We start from the raw sequence: 18,688 nt of genomic DNA, 5'->3' as shown, positions 1-18,688 counted from the left end.
GAACACACTCAACTGGGTGAAGAACAACGGGCAGGCCGACCCGGGCTCCATCCCGTGGCCGTTCCCGGCCGCGCACAACGACGGCTACTGGGTGCCGGGACCGAGGCAGGTCCGGCACCGGCTCGACGCAGCACACGACCGCGACGACGACGTTCGACCGCAGCGGTCGCACGGTCAAGATCCCCGCGTTCACCACCCTGAGCAACGTCGACGACATGAAGAACTGGATCTGGCAGGTCGGCCCGACCGTGGCCAGCTCCATCACGATCTTCGACGACTTCTACGGCTACAGCGACATCTCGACCGTGTACAAGGCGGCCCCGCACCAGAGCTCCAACGGCACGCACGTGGTCGACGTCGTCGGGTTCGACGACCGCAAGCAGGCCTGGCTGATCCGCAACTCGTGGGGCGGCACGCCCGGGGGAGACGACTGGGGCGACCGCGGGTACGGCTGGATCGGCTACGGCCAGATCAACATCGACTCGAACGTGATGTACGGGCTTGCGCGGCACGAACCCCGACCCGTGGGCGAAGCGGTTCAGCCACAACGGCGCCATGTTCGAAAGCGGCGACGGCGCGGGCCACGACAACTTCGAGCTGTTCGTGCACGCGGCCGCGGGCGGCGGCATCGCGCACTGGTGGCGCGACAACGGCACCGGCAGCCTGCCGTGGGCCCAGGCATCCGGGTTCGCGAACGACGCCGGCTCCGAGCCGACGGCCACCGGCACGACCTACAACCGCAACTTCGAGCTGATCTACGCGTCCAGCGCCGGCCGCCTGCGGCACTGGTACTTCGATCAGACGCACGGCACCTGGAACGACGGCGCGACCTTCGGGCCGGCCAACGCGGTGGGCACCCCCGGGTTCGTGCAGAGCTCGTACGGCGCGAACTTCGAGGTCGTGGCGGGGCTGGCCAGCGGGCAGCTGCGAGCACTGGTGGCGCGACGGCGGCGGATGGCACGCCGGCCCGGTCTTCGGCACGAACGTGCGCGAGGCGGGGCCGAGCCTGATCCAGACCACGAAGGGCGACCTCGAGCTGGTGTGCGTACGCGCCGACGGCACCCTGCAGCACTGGGCGCGGGCCGACGGCACCACCTGGGCGTGGTCGCCGATGGCGTCGTTCGCGAGCGGATGCCGCACCGCGCCGGTGATGATCGAGGGTCAGTACGGGCGCGCCGACGAGTTCGCGTCGGGCAACTACGAGCTCGTCGTGGCCCTGGCCTCGGGCGTGCTGCGAGCACTGGTGGCGCGACAGCGCGGGAGTGTGGCGCCCCAGTGCGAGCTTCGGCACCGCCATCGAGCGGGTGCTCGCCCTCGTGCAGGGCAGCTTCGGGTTCAACCTCGAGGTGGTCGCCCGCAGGCAGGATGGACGCATGCAGCATTTCTGGCGCGACGGCACGGGATGGCACGACGGAGTGATCATTGGACCTGCCCTCTGAGCTCGAGCTGACGATCGGGGCGCAGTTCCGCGCCCCGATCACCGGCGCGGGCAGCCAGGGCTACCGGTGGCTGGCCACCATCACCGGGGATGCCGCGGCCATCGAGGTGCGGACGGTCGGGATGCCTCCGGTCGGGCACACGCCGGGGCACGGCAGCTACGAGCGCGAGCTGCAGATCGACGCGCTTCAGGTCGGGGTCGCCGTGATCGACCTTGCGCTCACCCACGCGGGCGGGCGCGTGCGGGAGCGGCACGGGCTGGTCGTGCGGGTCGTCGCGCCGGGGTGAGATCCGAGTGCTGACTAACCGTGGTCTGGTGTGCCGCGTGCAGAACTCCGGACGATCGACACGGCGAGGTCCGGATTCTCGGCGTGTTGCGCCGTTGCATGTCGATATCTCCGGAGTTCTGCACGACGACCGCCGCAGAGTGTGGTGGCGGCGCAGCGACGTCACATGCTGGGGTTGTCGAGCACCCACCGCCACGACCCGTCCGGTTGACGGCGAGCGACTTCGGCCGTGACGCTTCCGTCCGCCATGCGCGTGGAGGTCAGCGCGAAGTCTCCGCTCGCGCAGCACCGGCTCGAGCTCTGATCCCGGCCCGCCCGGTGTGCGCTCGGCGAACACCTGACGGAACACTTCGGCGATCGCGGTGTTGCCGCGGGTCTGCTCGCCCGGCGGAAGCGCGAGCACGGCGTCGGGCTCGTAGAGCGAGGCGAGCCCGTCATAGTCGCCCGCCTGCACGAACTGCACGAACAGTCGCGGGATGTCCTCCGGATTCTCGGCCTTCTCGTGCTCGTCATTCGAGGGCATGGCGGTCTCCTGTCTGGTCTGCTCCTCCCAGCTTGGCACCGCTTTCGCGGGCGGGATCGGCCGCGATGCACGCCTCCGGTCCGGTCCCCCGCAGGTCGGAAACCTCGAGAGTCAGGCGGTGAGGACGGGAGCGAGCGCGGCAGCGGCACGGTATCCGGACGCCACCGCCCCCGACAGCGATTGGGCGAGCCCGGTGTGCTCGCCGGCGATCGCCACGCGCGCGGTGGGGCGGTCGAACGCATCCGCGTCGTCGGGCTGCCAGTCCAGACCGGTGTTCGCCGCCCTCGGCCGTCAGCCGCGAGCCACCTCGCGGATCGCGCCGGTGATCTGCTGGCATGACCAGCGGAACAGTTCCGGCTCCATCGTCAGTGCCGGCTGCATGCGGTACAGCGACTTGGATGCCTCGCTGATCGCGAAGACGCCGCGTCGCATCGCTGCGAGGTTGACGGCGTGCTGGAACTCGGGCGCCGGCTCGATCTCGCCCCGGCCGGTGACGAACTCCAGACACGCCCATGCCCCGATCGCACGGGCGTCGCCGAGCTGGTCGATCTCGTCGACCAGCGGCCGGAACTCCTCGAGCGCGATGCGCTCGAGCTCGCAAGTGTTGGCCAGCACGGTGCCATCGGCCAGCAGGTCGAGCCCGGCGATGGCGCCGGCGCAGGCGGCCGGTTCCCACGCGTACGTGCCGCCGAGGTGCGTCGTCGAGTCGGCCATCATCTCGTCGGTGCCCAGCACTCCGGCCACGGCCTGGCCGCCGCCGGTCACGCCCTTGCCGACCAGCAGCAGATCGGGCTCCAGTCCCCAGCGCTCGGCCGCGAACACCGTGCCGCAGCGCCCGAGACCGGTCTGCACCTCGTCCAGGCAGCAGCTTCCAGCCGTACTGGCGGCACATGCCCACCAGGCGATCCCAGAACGCCTGCGACGGCGTCAGAATCCCGGCTTCGCCCGCGACCGGCTCGATGAGCACACCCGCGATCTGGCTCGGCTCGACCTGGTAGCGCAGCACCCAGTCGCGCAGATAGTCCAGGCACATCGTGTCGTCGTACGGCCCGGGCCCCTCGTGGAACGGCGCACGGAACGACTGCGGATACGGGATCTGCACGATCCCGGGCACATACTGCGCGATGCCGCTCGTGTTGCCGGGCATGTCGGTCGAGACCGACGCCGTCAGATACGTCGATTCGCCGTGATACTGCCCGAGGAAGCTCAGGATGATCGGTCGGCCGGTCGCCTCGCGCGCGAGCTTGACCGCGCCCTCGACGGCCTCGGTGCCGGTGACGGTGGGCGCGGCGCGCGTGATCGCGCCGGGCGCGAGCGCCACGAGCCGCTCGGCGAGCGTGACCACCGGCTCGCTGGCGAGGTACTGCGAGATCTCCATGCCGTAGCGATCCCACGCGCCGGTCACGGCATCCCGAACCTGCGGCGGCTTGCGCACCATACGGGGCGGCGCCCCACGCCGACACGTGATCGGCGAACACGTTGCCGTCGACGTCTTCGAGAAGATGCCCGTGCTTGCGCCCGAGCACGAACGGCACGTTCTCGGCGTCGCGCAGGGGTCCCTGCAGCACGGCGTCCTTTCGAGCGAGGATGCCGCGGCTGACCGGCCCCGGAAGCGCGGTGTGCACGCGGGGCCAGTCGGTGGTCAGGGCGGTCGTGAGGGTCATATGCACACATTGAACGGTCATTCAACGAATGTCAAGGGGCGGTCGAGAGCGCGGACGGGCGCGGCGACGGGAGCGGCGTCGGGAGTGCGGTCAGGAGTGCGCGGGGGCGCGGACGTGATCCGGCGGCAGGAGCAGTCGGTCGCGCAGCTCGAAGGCCAGGCTCAGGGCTTCGTCAGGGGTGACGGCGGGGTCGCCCAGCTCGAGCGGAATCGACAGGCCGTCCAGCAGCGCGGTGAGCATGCGGGCGGCACGATCGGAGTCGATCTCGGGGCGGAAGTCGCCGTCGACCTGCCCCTGCCGGATGATCTCGGCCACCGCGGCGACCCAGCGCGCATCCAGCGCGGCGCGCTGGGTCGCGGCATCCCGATCATGCGCCGCCCGGTTCCAGATCTCGAACCACAGCGCCCAGCCCTGCGGCAGGTTCACGTCGGGCTCGGGCGAGCAGTCGATCACGATCAGCTCGGTCAGTCGATCGGCGGCCCGAGCGATCGGGGCGAGACGTTCGGCGACGAGCTCATAGAACCGGTCTTCGGTGTACTGCAGTGCGTCGGTCAGCAGCTGTTCGCGCGTGCCGAAGTAGTGCACGATCAGCGGGGCGCTCACCCCCGCCTCCTGCGCCACATCGGCCAGCCGCGTGTTCGCGAATCCGCGCTCGGCGATCACTCGCGCTCCGGCCTCGAGCAGCTGTTGACGGCGCGCCCGCGTCACCGCTTCGTCAGCCATGGCATCCCCTCTGCACGGCGCCTTCTGCATGCGGCCTTCTGCATGCCGCCTTCTCACCCTGCGATGCAACCGTCACGGCGCCACCGCCGGCGGAAAGACGACGATACCGCGATAGACCGGGTGGCCCCAGCGCGCGACCAGATCGAGGGTCGCCGGCGGCAGCGGCAGCGCGAACGTGTCGGCCCACGTCTCGGCATTGTCGGCGTCGACCCACGGGTCCGAGACGATGAGGTCGTCGCCGATCACGTCGTAGGCCAGGATCCAGTGCGGTGACGGGTCGTCGATGAGCGGGGCGAGGTCGATCAGGATGCCGACGTTCGAGCCGTCGCGCACGAGAGCGGCGATCTCGGCGACGTCGATCCAGCGGTGCTCGACCGGCACGCCGAGCAGGCCCGCGCGGCGCCGGGCCTCGGCCTGCAGGTCCTCGCGCAGGCGCAGTTCGCCGGGCCGGTCGGCGAACTCCTCGAGCAGCACGGGCTGATCGGTGCTCACGATCACCCGCGGCGAGACGGCGTACTCGCCCAGTTCTTCTCGCGTGGCCACGGCCAGGCCGATCGGTTCGCACGCGGGCAGGTTGGTCGCGAGCCGCCAGAACCCCAGCTCGATCGAGTGGTTGTCGTCGCGGTCGGCGGCGAACGCGCCGTGCCCGGCCGCGTGCATCGCACCCAGCGCGGTGACCGCCCCGCAGGTCACCTCGGTCGTCTGGCCGTAGTACGGGATGCGGCGGGTCGGGGCATCCGTGCTCCACCGCGACCACACGTCCACGCCCTTCGGCTTGCCCACCAGGGTGCTCGGCACCGACGGCACGGCGGAGTCTTGACGCCCGAACCCGGCGTCGGCGAGCGCCTGCGCACGAGCGGGCGGCAGTGCCGCGCGCTGTTCGAGGTGCAGCACCGTCGCCGGAAGGATGCCGTCCAGCCCGCCGCCGTCGCCACCGAGAGCGATCACGGCGTCGAGCAGGGCGGCGTAGTCGGCGTCGGTGGCCGCGAGGGTGTCGACGATCTTGCGGTAGGCGGTGCCGGGTCGGGCCATGGTCAGCGCCGCGCCGGTGGCGGTGCCATCGGCCGCGCGGATGACGGTGGTCACCGGCATCCAGAACTCGCGCACCGACGACCAGCGCACGACGGCGTCGGGCGTGGCGAGCGTCTCGGGCAGGTGTGCTCCGGGCCGGTGCTCGACGGTGATCACTCCGCCCCCTCGGTCGTGTCCGGCATCGTGCTGCTCACGTGGGCCATGCTGTCGCGGTGCGCGGCGGCCAGCAAGCCTGCGTGTACGGATGGTCCGGCGTCGTGAGCACATGCGCGGTGGTGCCGCGTTCGACGATGACGCCCTCCCGCAGCACGATGACCCGGTTCGCGATGCGCGCGACCACGCTCAGATCGTGTGTGATGAACAGCATCGCGAGGTTCAGGGTCTGACGCAGGTGGTCGAGCAGCGCCAGGATCTGGGCCTGCACCGAGACGTCGAGCGCCGACACGCTCTCGTCGCAGATGAGCACCTGCGGCTCGGGGGCCAGTGCCCGGGCGATCGCGACGCGTTGGCGCTGCCCGCCCGACAGCTGCGCCGGCCGTCGGCTGCGCAGCTGCCGGGTCGAGTCCGACCAAGGTCAGCAGCTCGTCGACCCGCGCGGTGAGCTTCGTGCTCGTGCCGGTGCCCGCGCCGGTGCCGCTGGCGCGCACCGCCTCGGCCAGGGCCGCCCCCACCGTGAAGGCGGGGTTCAGCGTCGAATACGGGTCCTGGAACACGATCTGCATCTCCCCGGCGTGCGCCCGTGCCGTGTGCTCGACAGCGTGGTGTCGCCGAGTTCGACCACGCCCGCGTCGGGCGCCTCGAGTCCCGCGATGCAGCGGGCCAGCGTCGATTTGCCCGATCCCGATTCGCCGACGATCGCCACCACTTCGCCCGCGGCCACGTCGACCGACGCATCGCGTACGGCGACGGTGCCGCCGAAGCTCTTGGTGATGCCGCTGGCCGTCAGCAGTGCGGGCTGTGAGCCGGCGAGCGGTCCGATCGGATCGGTGAGTGCGGGATTGGCGTCGATGAGGGCGCGCGTGTATTCGTGCGAGGGATGCCGCAGCACCTGATCGGCGCCTCCCCGCTCGACGACCTCGCCGCGGCGCATGACGATCACGTGGTCGGCGCGGCCGCCGACCACGCCCAGATCGTGGCTGATCAGGATGAGGCTCATCCGGTGCGCGAGCTGCAGTTCGCGCAGCAGGTCGAGCACCTCGCCCTGGGTGCTGGCATCCAGAGCCGTCGTCGGCTCGTCGGCGATCGGCAAGCTGCCGGTGACGCCGACAGGGCCGCGGCGATGGCGACCCGCTGGCGCATGCCGCCCGACAGCTCGAACGGGTACTGCCCGGCGACCTTCTCGGACAGGTGCACTTCGTCCAGCCGCCGCGCGACCTCGGTGCGCAGCGCCTTGGCGCCGGGCCGGCCGCCGCCGGCGGCCTGTGCTTGGGCCTGCAGCGTCCAGCGGATCTGGTCGCCGCACCGATACAGCGGGCTCAGGCTCGTGAACGGGTCTTGCAGGCAGGCGCAGCCCGCCGGCCGCGCACGCGCGACCAGGCGTTCTCGCCGCGCTGGGCCAGGTCGTAGGCGAATCCGGCGACGTTCGCCGACCCGTCGGCGGTGACACCGCGCGGGCAGCAGCCCGGTGATTGCGCGGGCGGTCATCGACTTGCCCGAGCCCGATTCGCCGATGAGGGCGACCATGCGGCCGGCCGGCACCGTCAGGTCGAGCGGCGCGACGATCACTCCGTCGGGGCCGTGCACGGTCAGGCCCGACGCGGTGAAGCCCGACGCGCCTGCGTCGTGCGCGCCGCCGGCGGCGGCATCCTGCGTATCGCCGTTCACTGCAGTCCCCGTTCGCGCAGCGTGTCGTCGAGCCAGTCGCCGAGGACGTTGACGGCCATCGCCACCAGCACGATCAGCAGGGCCGGCACGATGAGCATGGCGGGGTTCTCGCTCATGATGTTCTGTCCGTCCGAGATCTGGCGCCCCCAATCGGGGGTGCCCGGGGCCACGCCGATACCCAGGAACGACAGCGACGACAGCGTCACCAGTGCGATCGCGACGTTCAGCAGAAAGTTCGTCACGATCAGGGGCCACACGTTCGGGACGATGTGCCGATACATGATCTTGGCCGGCGACAGCGACAGCATCTGGGCGGCTTCGACGTACGGTCGCGGTGCCTGTTCGGTCACGCCCGCGCGCACGATGCGGATGTCAGAGGGGCAGAACAGGAAGATCAGCATCACCACGGTGACCCAGTAGCCGGCGCCGAACACGCCCGCGACCACCAGGGCGACCAGCATGACGGGCAGCGAGAGCAGGATGTCGACGACCCGGCCGATGACCCAGTCGGTGGTGCCGCGCAGATAGCCGGCGACGGTGCCGAAGATGATCGCGAGCACCATCGAGCCCGCGGCGATCACGACCGGTCCGACCGTCGCCGACCCGGTGCCGGCGAGAGTGAACAGCAGCACATCGCGACCGAGCTCATCCGTCCCCAGCGGGTGCCCGATGGTCCCGGGCGGCAGCGTGGCGTCCATGATGTGCTGCGCGGTGGCCGCCGTCTGCAGGAACGGCGAGGCGATCGCGGTGATCACCACCAGCACCAGGAACACCGCCGAGACGATGACCGTCCAGCTGCGGTGCTTGAGCGACTGGGTGCGCGCGCGGCCGACCGCCGCGATCCGCTCGGTCGGCGTCGACGGGACGCCTTGGCCGGGGTTCTCGAACCCGCCGTCGATGGGCGGCGCGCCGTTCTCGAGGGTCATCGGTTCAGCTCCCTCGCCCGCACCCGGGGATCGAACACCAGATAGCTGAGGTCGACGATCACCGTCACGATGCCGATCGCCGCGGCCACCAGGAGGGTCAGGGCCTGCACCGTCGGCAGGTCTTTGAACAGCACGGACTCTTCGAGCAGCTTGCCCGATGCCCGGCAGCGCGAACACCGTCTCGACGATGATCGTGCCGCCGATGATGAACGTCAGGATCAGGCCGGCGCTGGTCACGATCGGGATCAGGGCGCCGCGCAGCGCGATGCGCTGGACGACCTGCTGCGACAGCCCGCGGGCGCGGGCGAACGTGATGGCGTCGCCGTCGAGCTCACGGATCACGGCGGCCCGCGTCATCCGCATCAGAATCGCCCCGATGCCGGCAGCCAGGACGATCGACGGCAGGATCAGGTGGTACAGCTGGTCCCAGATCCCCGACCCGGCGCCGTAGGCGGGGAAGATCGGCAGCAGCATCGCGAACAGGTAGATGCCGACGATCGCCAGCGCGAAGCTCGGCGCCGACAGCCCGGTCAGTGTGACCGCGCTGGCGAAGCGATCCAGTGCGCTGCCGCGGCGGGTGGCGCTGAGGATGCCGAGCGGGATCGACGAGACGACGGCGATCACGAACGACAGCACGATCAGGATGATCGTGACGCTGCTGCGGTCGGCCAGCACCTGCGAGACCGGTCGCTGCATCCGGATCGATTCGCCCAGATCGCCGTGCAGGCACGCCCTTCAGCCACTCCCAGTACTGCACGATGAACGGGTCGTCGAGGTGGTACTGGGCGCGGATCGCGGCGACCGCCTCGGGGGTGCTCGGCCGATTGCCCAGCAGGTTCTTGACCAGGTCGCCGGGAGCCAGGTACATCAGCGCGAAGGTGAGGAAGGAGATGATCGCCAGGATCACCGCCACCCCGAGCAGGCGCAGGACGATCGTCTGGGCGAGGCGCAGGGACTGCCGGCCGCTCATTTGACCTTTGCCGAGAACAGCTGCGGTCCCCACATCGTCACGAACGTGTAGGGGCTGTATGAGTCGATGCCGATCTTGTTGCTGAAGTAGGTCACCGACTGGCCCCACCAGATCGGCGCGTTCACCGCGCTGTCGGCGCTGAGCTTCTCGAGCTTCATGAGATCGTCGATGCGGGCTTTCGGGTCGGATTGCGCCGACGACGTCGTGATGATCTGTTCGGCGGCGGGGTCGGTGAAGTTGTTCGGGTTGTCCGGGCCGACGAGGTAGCTGTTGATCTCGGACGGGTCGCCGGTGGTCGAGAAGTACCACATGAAGCCCAGGCCGTGCTTGCCGTCGCCGATGGTGGCAAGCCACTGCTCGATGGGCACCTCGCTGACCTTCACGGTGATGCCGATCGTCTTCAGGTTCTCGGCGATCGCCTGCGCGGCCAGGCCGATCTGCGGCCCCGTGTTGGGGTAGGTCAGTTCGACCGTGAAGCCCTTCGGCACCGACGACGCCTGCAGGGCGGCCTTGGCCTTGGCCGTGTCGAAGTCGTACTGCGGAAGGGTGGCCAGCAGCTTCTTGGCCGCGTCGGCGCTGTACGCGGGCTCGAGTGACTCGGGCGTCATGATCGCCGTCGCCGGCTGGCCGAGGCCCGCAGCAGGTTCTGCACGATCGCATCGCGGTCGATGCTGTACGAGATGGCCTTGCGCACGTTGACGTCGTCGAACGGCTTGACCTTCTGGTCGAAGATCATGCCCACGTACGACAGGTCGTTGACGGCCTCGATGCGCGAGTCGCCGATGCTCTGCCACTGCTTGAGCTGAGTGATCGGCACGTTCAGCGCGATGTCGACGTTGCCCTTCTGCGCGGCGGCCAGGCGCGTGTTCTGGTCGGGGATGAACTCGAACACGATCTTCTTGACCTTGGGCACACCGCCCCACCACGTGTCGACGCGCTCGAGGGTGACATGCGAGTCGGGCACGAACTCGGTCACCTTGTAGGGGCCGGTGCCCATGATCAGCGTCTGGCTGGTGCCGATCTTGCCGTTGTGGGCCTGCCAGAACTTCTTCTGCGTGACCGCGATGGCCCCCGCGATCGACATGTTCACGAGGAATCCGGCGTCGGCGTGCTTGGTCTTGACGGTCACCTCGGCGGGCCCGGTCACCGCGACGGATGCCATGTTCTGCAGGTAGTAGTACGTGCCTGGGGATGCTGTGGCGTCGGCCGCTTCCTTGATGCTGAACGCGACGTCCTCGGCGGTGACCGGATCGCCGTTCTGGAACTTCGCGTCTTTGCGCAGTTCGAACACGTAGGTCGTGGCATCCGGCGTCGTCCAGCTCGAGGCGAGCGCGCCGACCATCTTGCCCGACGCATCGCGACCGACCAGGCCTTCCTGCACCGAGGCGATGACGTTGTAGTTGAGGATGCCGTCTTCAACGCCCGGGTACAGGTTCGACAGCGACCCCGGCAGCGCGATGGTGACCTTGTCGACCTCGGCCCCGGTGTTCTCGAGCGTGATGCCCGGGGACTTGATCGTCGCCTGCGTCGCCTTGGGCACCGGCGTGCACGCCGCCATGCTGAGCGCCGCGACGGCGCTGACCGCGACGACGAGGACGGTGCGCCACCCGGGGCGCTTCTGCCGAACTGCTGAGCTCATCTGACCGCTCCCTTGCGTCAGCTCGGCCCGGCGACGGGGATCCTGCGGATTTCGTCGCACGTCGGGCGTAAGGCAACTGATTTCAATGTGGGACTGAATTGGAGTGCACGATACCGCATTTAACGGCGAGTCAACAGCTTCGAAATCAGATTGCGACCAAGCGGGCGCGCGCTACTCGGCGACGAGAACCTCGACACCGCCGGCGTCGAACTCCGCCATCAGGTCGGCCGGCGGCTGCGCGTTCGTGATGAAGTAGTCCGCGGCATCCAGCGTCGCCACCTGGGCGAACAGATCCCGCCCGAACTTCGACGAGTCGGCGAGGATGGCCACCCGTGTGGAGCGGGCCATCATCGCGGCCATCATCGCGGCGTCGCCCAGGTTGCTCGTGGAGTAGCCGCCGACCGGGGACACCGCGCCGATGCCGATGAACGCGAGGTCGCTGCGCACCTCGATCTCGTGATCGCCCGGGCCCAGACGCAGCGAGATCGGGCCGGTCGTGGTCTGGGTCACCGTCCGAACCGGGCCGCCGAACATGTACAGGTCGCGCAGGACGTTGGGCGAGATCTCGGCGGGGATGCGCAGATTGTTCGTCGCCACCGTCAGGTTGCGGTGCTTGCGCAGGTGACGGGCCAGGGCGAGCGTCGTGGTGCCGCCGTTGAGCATGACGACAGATCCGTCTTCCACCAGGCTTGCCGCCCGCCGCCCGATTGCCTCTTTGGCAGACGTCTGAACACGCAGCCGGACCTCGAGCTCGGTGTCGGGCTTCGTCCCGGCGCTCAGGCTCACGGCGCCGCCGTGCGTGCGGATCACCATTCCCTCATGGTCGAGATGATCGAGGTCGCGCCGGATCGTGTCGGTCGAGACGCCGAAATGAGAGGCCAGCTTCGCGACGGTCACCTCGCCGAGCTCTGACACGTAGGCGGCGAGTTCGGCCTTGCGCCCCGCCGGAAGGCGCCGCTCGGAGTCGGGCAGGCTCATCGTTGACCCCCTAGAGATTCGCGTGCGGCGACAGGAACAGCATAGAACAGCCGCATCGAACCGCATCGGATTGCATGGACCGGCGGCCCCGCGAACGCCGTCCGCCCATTATTGCCGTTTTTTGCTTGACTCTGCAAGGCAGATGCTTCTAACATGCAGATAACTGCAGAAAGCAGTAGAGAACAGCAGTCTCATTCCAACGATGGGAGAATCATGGGCAAGGAAGCTCGGAGGCCGCTTCGGCGGCTGCGATGGATGCTTGCTGCCACCGCGACCACGTCGGCGGTCGCGCTCGCGCTGACGGGTTGCAGCGGCGGATCCGGCAGTAACGACGGAGGAAACGTCACACTCACCTTCTCGCAGTGGTGGGCACCCGAGATGCCCAGCGGTGCACTGCAGAAGATCGTGGACGACTTCCACAAGGCGAACCCGAAGATCACGATCAAGCTGATCAGCGCGCCGTTCGCGTCGCTGCAGACGCAGACGATCTCGCAGGCGGCGTCGGGCACGCTGCCCGACATCGTCGGCCTCGACGGCTCGTGGGTGAATCCGCTGTACAAGCAGGGCGCCCTGTATAACCTCACCGACGCCATGAAGAAGGCGAACTACGACGACAGCGAGCTCGCCAGCCAGGTGGCGTTCAAGGGCAGCACGTACATGATCCCGGTGGTCAACTTCGTCTACCCGCTCTTCACCAACGACGCGATCCTCAGCAAGGCCGGCATCACGACGCCGCCCACCACCTGGAGCGAGTTCAGCGCCGATGCCAAGAAGATCAGCAAGACCGAGAGCGGCGTCAAGGGATGGGTCGTGCCGCTGGGCACCACCAACCCCAACGGCGCGCAGAACGACATCCTGTCGTGGGCCTGGGCCTCGGGCGGCAGCATGCTCAAGGACGGCGAGCCGAACCTCACCGACAACCCGGACGTGAGCGGTGCCGTCGACATGGTCAAGGACCTCATCACGTCGGACGCCGTCCTTCCGGGTGCGAACAGCCTGCAGGAGACCGACAAGGTCACCAACTTCATCAACGGCCGGGTCGGCATGATGGTCGACTCGCTCGCACATGTCACCACCATCACGCAGGGTGCGGCCGACCTGAAGTTCAGCGTCTCGGCGCAAGCCGGTGAAGGACGGCTACACCGGCACGAAGGGCATGCTCACCGCATCATGGGGCATCGGGATGTCGGCGAAGACCCAGCACGCGGCGCAGGCGTGGAAGTTCATCCAGTACCTGATGAACAAGGACACCAACTCGACGCTCTCGACCCTGGCCAACGGGTTCCCCGGCAACAAGACCTCGACGCCCGACTTCTCCGGTGCCGACCCGCACTTCAAGGCGGCGTTCGACATCTACCAGAAGAGCAAGCCGGTCAACGAGTTCACCGGCCTGCCGGCAGCCGACCAGCTGATGACCTCGTTCCTCACCGAGTTCCAGAAGGCGGTGGCAGGTCAGGAGCCCACCACCACGATGCTGCAGAACGTCCAAGACCAGTGGAAGAAGCAATTCTGATCCGCGTCGGATCTCGCTGAGGCGCAGATCGGGCCGGCCGCACCCGCACGGTGCGGCCGGCCACCCGGAAAGGGAGCTCCATGACCACGTCTGCACCAGACACCGTCCTGATCACGACATCCGCACCCCGCAGGCCGTCCCATCCGCATTCGGGCCGGCGCGGGCGGTTCGAGCCCTACGTGCTGATCGCGCCGACCGTGCTGCTCGTGCTCGGCCTGATGGTCATCCCGATCATCATCGTCATCGTCTACTCGCTGTTCGACAACGTCGTCACCAACCAGAACCCGCAGTTCGTCGGATTCGCCAACTACGTCACGATCCTGACCGATCCGAACTTCTGGAACGCGGTCAGCAACACGCTGATCTTCACGGTCGCCAGCGTCGTCATCCACATGATCATCGGCGTCGCCTTCGCACTGATGCTCAACTCGAAGCTCGTGCACGCGCTGCCCGGGCGATCTTCCGCGCGATCTACATCCTGCCGTGGATCTTCACGGCATCCGTGGTCGCCGTCCTGTGGCGGCTGCTGCCTGGACCCGTCCGGCGTCATCAACTACGTGCTGACCACGCTCGGTGCCCTGCAGGAGGCGGTGCCGTGGCTGGCGACGCCGGCGACCGCACTGCTCGCGGTGACGGTGATCAACATCTGGTCCGGCTATCCGTTCTTCATGATCAGCCTGCTCGCCGGCCTCCAGGGCGTCCCCACCGATCTGTACGAGGCGGCCCGCGTCGACGGCGCCGGGCTGATCCGCCAGTTCTTCAGCGTGACGCTGCCCGCCCTGCGCCCCGTGCTGTACAGCATGGCGCTGCTGGACCTGCTCTGGACGACCCAGCAGTTCACCCTGATCTGGGCCACCACCGGCGGCGGGCCGATCAACCACACCGAAGTGGTCAGCACCTACACCTACAAGCTCGCGTTCAACAGCTACCAGTTCTCGCTGGCCTCCACGAGCGCGGTCGTCATCCTCGTCGCGTCGCTGTTCGTCGCGATCTTCTACGTGCGCCAGCAGAAGAAGGCGAGTCAGTTTTGAGCATCGCAATGAAGTCCCGCACGCGACGCAACGTCGGACGCGTCCTCATCTACATCGCCCTGGTCGTCGGCGCGATCTTCGCCGGGTTTCCGGTGCTGTGGATGCTGTCGAGCTCGTTCAAGTCGAATGCGAACATCTTCGCGTTCCCGCCGAAGCTCGTGGACGGCTCGTTCTCGTTCAGCGCGTACGCCGCAGTGCTCACCGACCCGGTGAAGATCGGCTACTTCGTCAACAGCTACATCGTGGCGATCTGCGTGGTGATCATCACACTGGTCATCGCGCTGCTGGCCGCCTACGTGTTCAGCCGGTACGACTTCAAGTTCAAGTCGATCATCCGCGTGGTGATCATCGGCGTCCAGGCGGTGCCCCCGATCACGCTGCTGATCCCGTTCTTCGGCATCATGGTCGTGCTCGAGCTCTACAACACCTACCAGGGGCTCATCCTCACCTATGTGGTGTTCACGCTGCCCTACGCGATCATCATGATGACCGCGTACTTCGACAGCCTGCCGCGCGAGCTCGACGAGGCGGCGCGCGTGGACGGCGCCGGATCGATGTCGGTGCTGTGGCGCATCCTGGTGCCCGTCTCGGTGCCGGGCATGGTCTCGGTGGGCCTGTACACGTTCATGATCTCGTGGAACGAGTACCTGTTCGCCCTCACCCTCACCCAGAGCGACGACCGGCGCACCGTCCCGGTCGGCATCCAACTGCTCATGGGGCAGAACAACTACCTCTGGAACGAGGTGATGGCCATGAGCATCCTCGGCTCCATCCCCGTGCTCGTGCTGTTCCTCATCTTCCAGCGGTACTTCATCGGCGGCCTGGCCGCCGGCGCCGTGAAGGCCTGAGCCGACGGCCCCGGAACCTCAACAAGAAAGAGAGACACATGCTCTACGCAGGAAAGTCCATCCTCGACGTCGCGAACGCGCACAACTTCGCGATCCCCGCGTTCAACATCAGCGACTGGGCGATGTTCAATGGCGTCATGGACATCAGCGAGGAACTGGCGGCGCCGGTCATCATCGCGATCCACCCGGACGAGGTGGCGCACATCACGACCGACCTGATTCCCGCGATGCACTCCCGCGCGCACCGCTCGAGCGTGCCCGTGGCGATCCATTGGGATCACGGCGGCAGGCTACGAGCAGATGATCCGGGCGATCCAGGCCGGTTTCACGTCGGTGATGATCGACGCGTCGCTCAAGCCGTTCGACGAGAACGTCGCGCTCACCCGCAAGGTCGTCGAGGCCGCGCACGCCGTGGGCATCCAGGTCGAGGGCGAGCTCGGCACGATCGGGGCGAACGACAGCTACGGCGAGTCCGGCGCCGCCGAGATCATCTACACGAGCGCGGAGGACGCCGTCCGCTTCGTCGCCGAGACGGGGGTCGACAGCCTGGCGATCGCGATCGGCACCTCGCACGGCCTGTACCCGGCCGACAAGAACCCCGAGCTGCGGCATGACCTGCTCGAGGAGATCAAGGCGGCCACCGGCATCCCCCTGGTGCTCGCACGGCGGATCGGCGAACCCCGACGCCGAACTGCGGCGGGCGGTCGAGCTCGGCATCAACAAGATCAACATCTCCAGCGACATCAAGGTGGCGTACCACAACCGGATGCGCGAGGTGCTCGGCACCGACGAACGACTGCGCGAGCCGAACGCCATCCAGCCCGAGCCGATCGCGGCCCTGAAGGTCACGGCGGCGCAGAAGATCGAACTCTTCGATGCAGCCGGCAAAGCGGATCTCTACTGACGCGCATTCTCCCTCGGGGCCCGGGCGCATCGTCCTGGGCCTCGGGGGCACCATCGACGACGAGATCGTCTGGGACGCGCAGGTCCTCGAGGGCATCGCGCGCGAGCACGGCATCCGCATCGCGGACTGCGATCCCACGCTGCCGATCCGCGACGAGCGGTCGCTCGCGTGCGTGATCCTCGGGTTCGCCCGCGAGCGGCGCGGCGGCGAGCGGTTCGTCGAGTCGCCCGACGTCATCGCGCGGTTCGCGGCACGGCATGACAAGACGGTCACCCTCGGCGGTACGTGCGTGCGCGCGGCGCTCATGATGCGGACCCTCGGGGTGCGCTCCACCGTGCACCTCGTCAGCATCGACGTCGACTTCCGCCGGCTGTACCCGAAGGACTGCGACTACATCTCCAGCGCGACCAGTGACGGCATGCACCCGCACCTGATCGTGCAGCTGCCCGAGCACGACCGCGTCGCGCTCGTCGATGGCGAGATCGAGATCGAGGGGCCGAACCGGCTGATCTTCACGAACGATCCACCGCACGTGCAGATGGCGCTGAGCCCCGACTTCGCCGAGGCCGTGCGCCTCGCCGAGTGGCTTCTGATCTCGGGGTTCAACGTCATGACCGACGCGGATGTCGTGAAGGCCCGGCTGGCCGAAGTGCAGGCGGCGATCGAGGCGCGCACGGTGCCCGGTGTGGTGATGTACGAGGATGCCGCGTTCCACGACATCCGTCTGCACGAGATCGTGCGCACGCGCATCGCGCCCGCCGTCGACGTGTACAGCATGAACGAGGACGAGCTGCAGTCGCACCTGGGGCGATCGGTCGACCTGCTCGATGTCGCCTCGGTCGCGCGGGCGCTGCGCGACATCCGCGTGCTCGTGCCCGGGCCGACGCTGATCGTCCACACGCGGCATTGGGCGCTTGCCTATGGTGAGGATGCGGCGCGATTCACGGCGGCGCTGCGCGGCGGCACGTCCGCGGCGACCGCTCGATATGCGCACGGCGACCGGGTCACCGCCGAGCAGGTGGCCGCCATCGCGGAGGGCGAGCCGCCCGCCGCACACTCCAGGTTCGCGGAGGAGATCGTGTCTCAGACGGGGGAGCCGGCCACGTGCGTGCCGGTCCGGTCGATCTCGGTCGAGCGGCCCACCACCATCGGACTCGGCGACTGCTTCGTCGGCGGGTTCCTTGCGGCGCTGGCCGCCGCAGAGAGGATCGAAGCGGCATGACCACACAACTGGAACCGGTCGTTCTCGGCGAGAACCGGCCGACGCCGCGCGCGTACCGCGGCGGCGCGGCGATCGAGTGCTTCCGCCGGAGCGCCGCGAGCGGCGACGAGTGGCTGCCGAGGACTTCGTGGCCTCCACCGTGACCACGTTCGGGTCGGACGATCAGGGGCTCACGGTGATCGACGGGGTCACGCTGCGCGACCGCATCGCCGCCGACCCGGTCGGATACCTGGGCGAGGCGCACGTGTCCGCGTTCGGCGCCGACTCGAAGCTGCTGTGCAAGCGCTGCACACCGGCGATCGAATCTTCGTGCACGCGCACCCCGACGGCGCGTACGCACGCCGCGAGCTGCACGTCGCGAACGGCAAGACCGAGGCCTGGATCGTCCTCGACGCCGAGGGCGGCGAGGGCCGTGCGTGGGTGGGCTTCCGCGAGGACGTGGACGAGGCGACGCTCGCGGAGTGGTTCGACACGCAGGATGCCGCGGCCATGCTCGCCGCGATGAACGAGGTCACGCTGCGGCCCGGCGACGTGCTCTTCGTGCCCGCCGGCATCCCGCATTCCATCGGCGAGGGGATGCTGATCCTCGAGCTGCAGGAGCCGGCCGACCTCTCGATCATCCTCGAGTACGAGCCCTACGAGCGGCTGACCAAGCAGGACTCGCTGCTCGGCCTCGACGAGGCCACGGCGCTGCGCGCTGTCGACCGCTCGGCGTTGAGTGAGGACGCGATCGCCGGATGCCTCGGGCACGTCGACGACGGGTCGTTCCTGCCTACGGGGGCCGAGACCTTCTTCCGCGCCGAGGGGCTGTCGGTGAGACCGGGGAGCGCGGTAGAGCTCGCTCCGCAGTTCTCGGTCATCGTCGTGACCGACGGGACCGGGCAGCTTGCGTGGGACGGTGGAACGCTGCCCGTGACCGCCGGCGAGACGGTGCTCGTTCCGTTCGGAGCCGGTCGAGTGCGAATGACGGGGGAGCTGTCGGCCCTTCGGGGGATGCCGCCCGAGTCGCGCGCTTGATTGCACCATCGGTCAGCCATCAGTGAAGCCAGCGGACCTCATGATCGCCCGCCTGCACGAACTGCACGAACAGTCGCGGGATGTCGCCGCATTCAGTCGACGATGGTGTTCGAGCGCCTCACGTCGTGATCCTCATGGTCGCGGCCTGGT

16 protein-coding genes and 7 pseudogenes are annotated in these 18,688 nt (G+C 68.5%); 11 read left to right on the top strand and 12 right to left on the bottom strand.

The genetic code is table 11. From position 1 onward, the window contains the following. Positions 1-170: 170 nt before the first annotated feature. The 3 genes and pseudogenes from L2X98_RS09400 to L2X98_RS09390 form a co-directional block, all read left to right on the top strand. Positions 171-1,010 (top strand): annotated as a pseudogene (locus L2X98_RS09400) (C1 family peptidase); the annotation flags it as partial. Beyond that, positions 986-1,450, top strand: coding sequence for a hypothetical protein (locus L2X98_RS09395; protein ID WP_259613094.1), 465 nt, complete (start codon positions 986-988; stop codon positions 1,448-1,450). The pseudogene L2X98_RS09400 and the gene L2X98_RS09395, both read left to right, overlap by 25 nt. Further along, entirely contained in the window at positions 1,423-1,725 is a 303-nt protein-coding gene (locus L2X98_RS09390; RefSeq protein WP_259613093.1) for a hypothetical protein, read from the top strand. The genes L2X98_RS09395 and L2X98_RS09390 overlap by 28 nt, the downstream gene beginning before the upstream one ends. Before the next feature lie 291 nt (positions 1,726-2,016). Here L2X98_RS09390 and L2X98_RS20765 read toward each other — a convergent pair. From L2X98_RS20765 to L2X98_RS09335, 12 genes and pseudogenes are all read right to left on the bottom strand, one after another. Beyond that, positions 2,017-2,247, bottom strand: a pseudogene (locus L2X98_RS20765) (YybH family protein); the annotation flags it as partial. Positions 2,248-2,538: 291 nt separating this feature from the next. Further along, positions 2,539-3,099, bottom strand: coding sequence for an aminotransferase class III-fold pyridoxal phosphate-dependent enzyme (locus L2X98_RS09380; protein ID WP_259613092.1), 561 nt, complete (start codon positions 3,097-3,099; stop codon positions 2,539-2,541). 31 nt (positions 3,100-3,130) lie between these two features. Next, a pseudogene (locus L2X98_RS20760) lies at positions 3,131-3,685 on the bottom strand (aminotransferase class III-fold pyridoxal phosphate-dependent enzyme); the annotation flags it as partial. Positions 3,686-4,001: 316 nt separating this feature from the next. Then, positions 4,002-4,634 (bottom strand): TetR/AcrR family transcriptional regulator, encoded by a 633-nt coding sequence (locus L2X98_RS09375; protein ID WP_259613091.1) that lies wholly within the window; start codon positions 4,632-4,634, stop codon positions 4,002-4,004. A 72-nt stretch (positions 4,635-4,706) separates the two neighbouring features. Further along, the gene (locus L2X98_RS09370) at positions 4,707-5,822 is read right to left on the bottom strand and encodes a peptidase C39 family protein (RefSeq protein ID WP_259613090.1); all 1,116 of its coding nucleotides are present in this window, start codon (positions 5,820-5,822) and stop codon (positions 4,707-4,709) included. 34 nt (positions 5,823-5,856) lie between these two features. After that, positions 5,857-6,132: an ABC transporter ATP-binding protein gene (locus L2X98_RS09365; protein ID WP_259613089.1), complete on the bottom strand. Its 276-nt coding sequence runs from the start codon at positions 6,130-6,132 to the stop codon at positions 5,857-5,859. A 219-nt stretch (positions 6,133-6,351) separates the two neighbouring features. Beyond that, positions 6,352-6,861, bottom strand: coding sequence for an ATP-binding cassette domain-containing protein (locus L2X98_RS09360; RefSeq protein WP_259613088.1), 510 nt, complete (start codon positions 6,859-6,861; stop codon positions 6,352-6,354). Further along, positions 6,819-7,490: an ATP-binding cassette domain-containing protein gene (locus L2X98_RS09355; protein ID WP_259613087.1), complete on the bottom strand. Its 672-nt coding sequence runs from the start codon at positions 7,488-7,490 to the stop codon at positions 6,819-6,821. Before L2X98_RS09355 ends, L2X98_RS09360 begins: the two co-directional genes overlap by 43 nt. Further along, positions 7,487-9,112 carry an ABC transporter permease subunit gene (locus tag L2X98_RS09350; RefSeq protein ID WP_259613086.1) on the bottom strand — a complete coding sequence of 542 codons (1,626 nt, stop codon included), beginning with the start codon at positions 9,110-9,112 and terminating at the stop codon, positions 7,487-7,489. Before L2X98_RS09350 ends, L2X98_RS09355 begins: the two co-directional genes overlap by 4 nt. A 79-nt stretch (positions 9,113-9,191) precedes the next feature. Beyond that, positions 9,192-9,386: pseudogene (locus L2X98_RS09345) on the bottom strand (ABC transporter permease); the annotation flags it as partial. Further along, positions 9,383-10,728, bottom strand: a pseudogene (locus L2X98_RS09340) (ABC transporter substrate-binding protein). The pseudogenes L2X98_RS09340 and L2X98_RS09345, both read right to left, overlap by 4 nt. Positions 10,729-11,196: 468 nt before the next feature. Beyond that, positions 11,197-12,003: a DeoR/GlpR family DNA-binding transcription regulator gene (locus L2X98_RS09335; RefSeq protein ID WP_259613085.1), complete on the bottom strand. Its 807-nt coding sequence runs from the start codon at positions 12,001-12,003 to the stop codon at positions 11,197-11,199. A 255-nt stretch (positions 12,004-12,258) separates the two neighbouring features. Here L2X98_RS09335 and L2X98_RS09330 point away from each other — a divergent pair, with 255 nt between their 5' ends. From L2X98_RS09330 to L2X98_RS09295, 8 genes and pseudogenes are all read left to right on the top strand, one after another. Next, positions 12,259-13,536: an ABC transporter substrate-binding protein gene (locus tag L2X98_RS09330; protein ID WP_259613084.1), complete on the top strand. Its 1,278-nt coding sequence runs from the start codon at positions 12,259-12,261 to the stop codon at positions 13,534-13,536. A 60-nt stretch (positions 13,537-13,596) separates the two neighbouring features. Beyond that, on the top strand, positions 13,597-14,547 hold the full coding sequence (locus tag L2X98_RS09325) for a carbohydrate ABC transporter permease (protein WP_259613083.1): 951 nt from the start codon (positions 13,597-13,599) through the stop codon (positions 14,545-14,547). Beyond that, positions 14,544-15,395, top strand: coding sequence for a carbohydrate ABC transporter permease (locus L2X98_RS09320; RefSeq protein ID WP_259613082.1), 852 nt, complete (start codon positions 14,544-14,546; stop codon positions 15,393-15,395). The genes L2X98_RS09325 and L2X98_RS09320 overlap by 4 nt, the downstream gene beginning before the upstream one ends. Before the next feature lie 38 nt (positions 15,396-15,433). Next, a pseudogene (locus L2X98_RS09315) lies at positions 15,434-15,625 on the top strand (class II fructose-bisphosphate aldolase); the annotation flags it as partial. Between the two features lie 70 nt (positions 15,626-15,695). Further along, positions 15,696-15,995: pseudogene (locus L2X98_RS09310) on the top strand (class II fructose-bisphosphate aldolase); the annotation flags it as partial. A 10-nt stretch (positions 15,996-16,005) separates the two neighbouring features. Further along, a complete protein-coding gene (locus L2X98_RS09305) occupies positions 16,006-16,299 on the top strand; it encodes a class II fructose-bisphosphate aldolase (protein WP_259613081.1) in 294 nt (97 codons plus the stop codon). Then, positions 16,271-17,521: an ADP-dependent glucokinase/phosphofructokinase gene (locus L2X98_RS09300; RefSeq protein ID WP_259613080.1), complete on the top strand. Its 1,251-nt coding sequence runs from the start codon at positions 16,271-16,273 to the stop codon at positions 17,519-17,521. Before L2X98_RS09305 ends, L2X98_RS09300 begins: the two co-directional genes overlap by 29 nt. A 309-nt stretch (positions 17,522-17,830) precedes the next feature. Then, a complete protein-coding gene (locus tag L2X98_RS09295; RefSeq protein ID WP_259613079.1) occupies positions 17,831-18,538 on the top strand; it encodes a class I mannose-6-phosphate isomerase in 708 nt (235 codons plus the stop codon). Positions 18,539-18,688 lie beyond the last annotated feature (150 nt).

Origin of the sequence: Microbacterium elymi (genome assembly GCF_021582895.2) — a bacterium.
Lineage (GTDB): Bacteria > Actinomycetota > Actinomycetes > Actinomycetales > Microbacteriaceae > Microbacterium > Microbacterium humicola.
Note: the sequence above shows the minus strand (reverse complement) of the source record. Positions and strands in the feature narration are given on the sequence as shown.

What these genes read in the sequence shown, in the direction of transcription:
- L2X98_RS09335 (WP_259613085.1), bottom strand. Translation starts at nt 12,003, where the DNA reads ATGAGCCTGCCCGACTCCGAGCGGCGCCTTCCGGCGGGGCGCAAGGCC.
- L2X98_RS09300 (WP_259613080.1), top strand. Translation starts at nt 16,271, where the DNA reads ATGCAGCCGGCAAAGCGGATCTCTACTGACGCGCATTCTCCCTCGGGG.
- L2X98_RS09375 (WP_259613091.1), bottom strand. Translation starts at nt 4,634, where the DNA reads ATGGCTGACGAAGCGGTGACGCGGGCGCGCCGTCAACAGCTGCTCGAG.
- L2X98_RS09330 (WP_259613084.1), top strand. Translation starts at nt 12,259, where the DNA reads ATGCTTGCTGCCACCGCGACCACGTCGGCGGTCGCGCTCGCGCTGACG.
- L2X98_RS09325 (WP_259613083.1), top strand. Translation starts at nt 13,597, where the DNA reads ATGACCACGTCTGCACCAGACACCGTCCTGATCACGACATCCGCACCC.
- L2X98_RS09350 (WP_259613086.1), bottom strand. Translation starts at nt 9,112, where the DNA reads ATGCAGCGACCGGTCTCGCAGGTGCTGGCCGACCGCAGCAGCGTCACG.
- L2X98_RS09305 (WP_259613081.1), top strand. Translation starts at nt 16,006, where the DNA reads ATGACCTGCTCGAGGAGATCAAGGCGGCCACCGGCATCCCCCTGGTGC.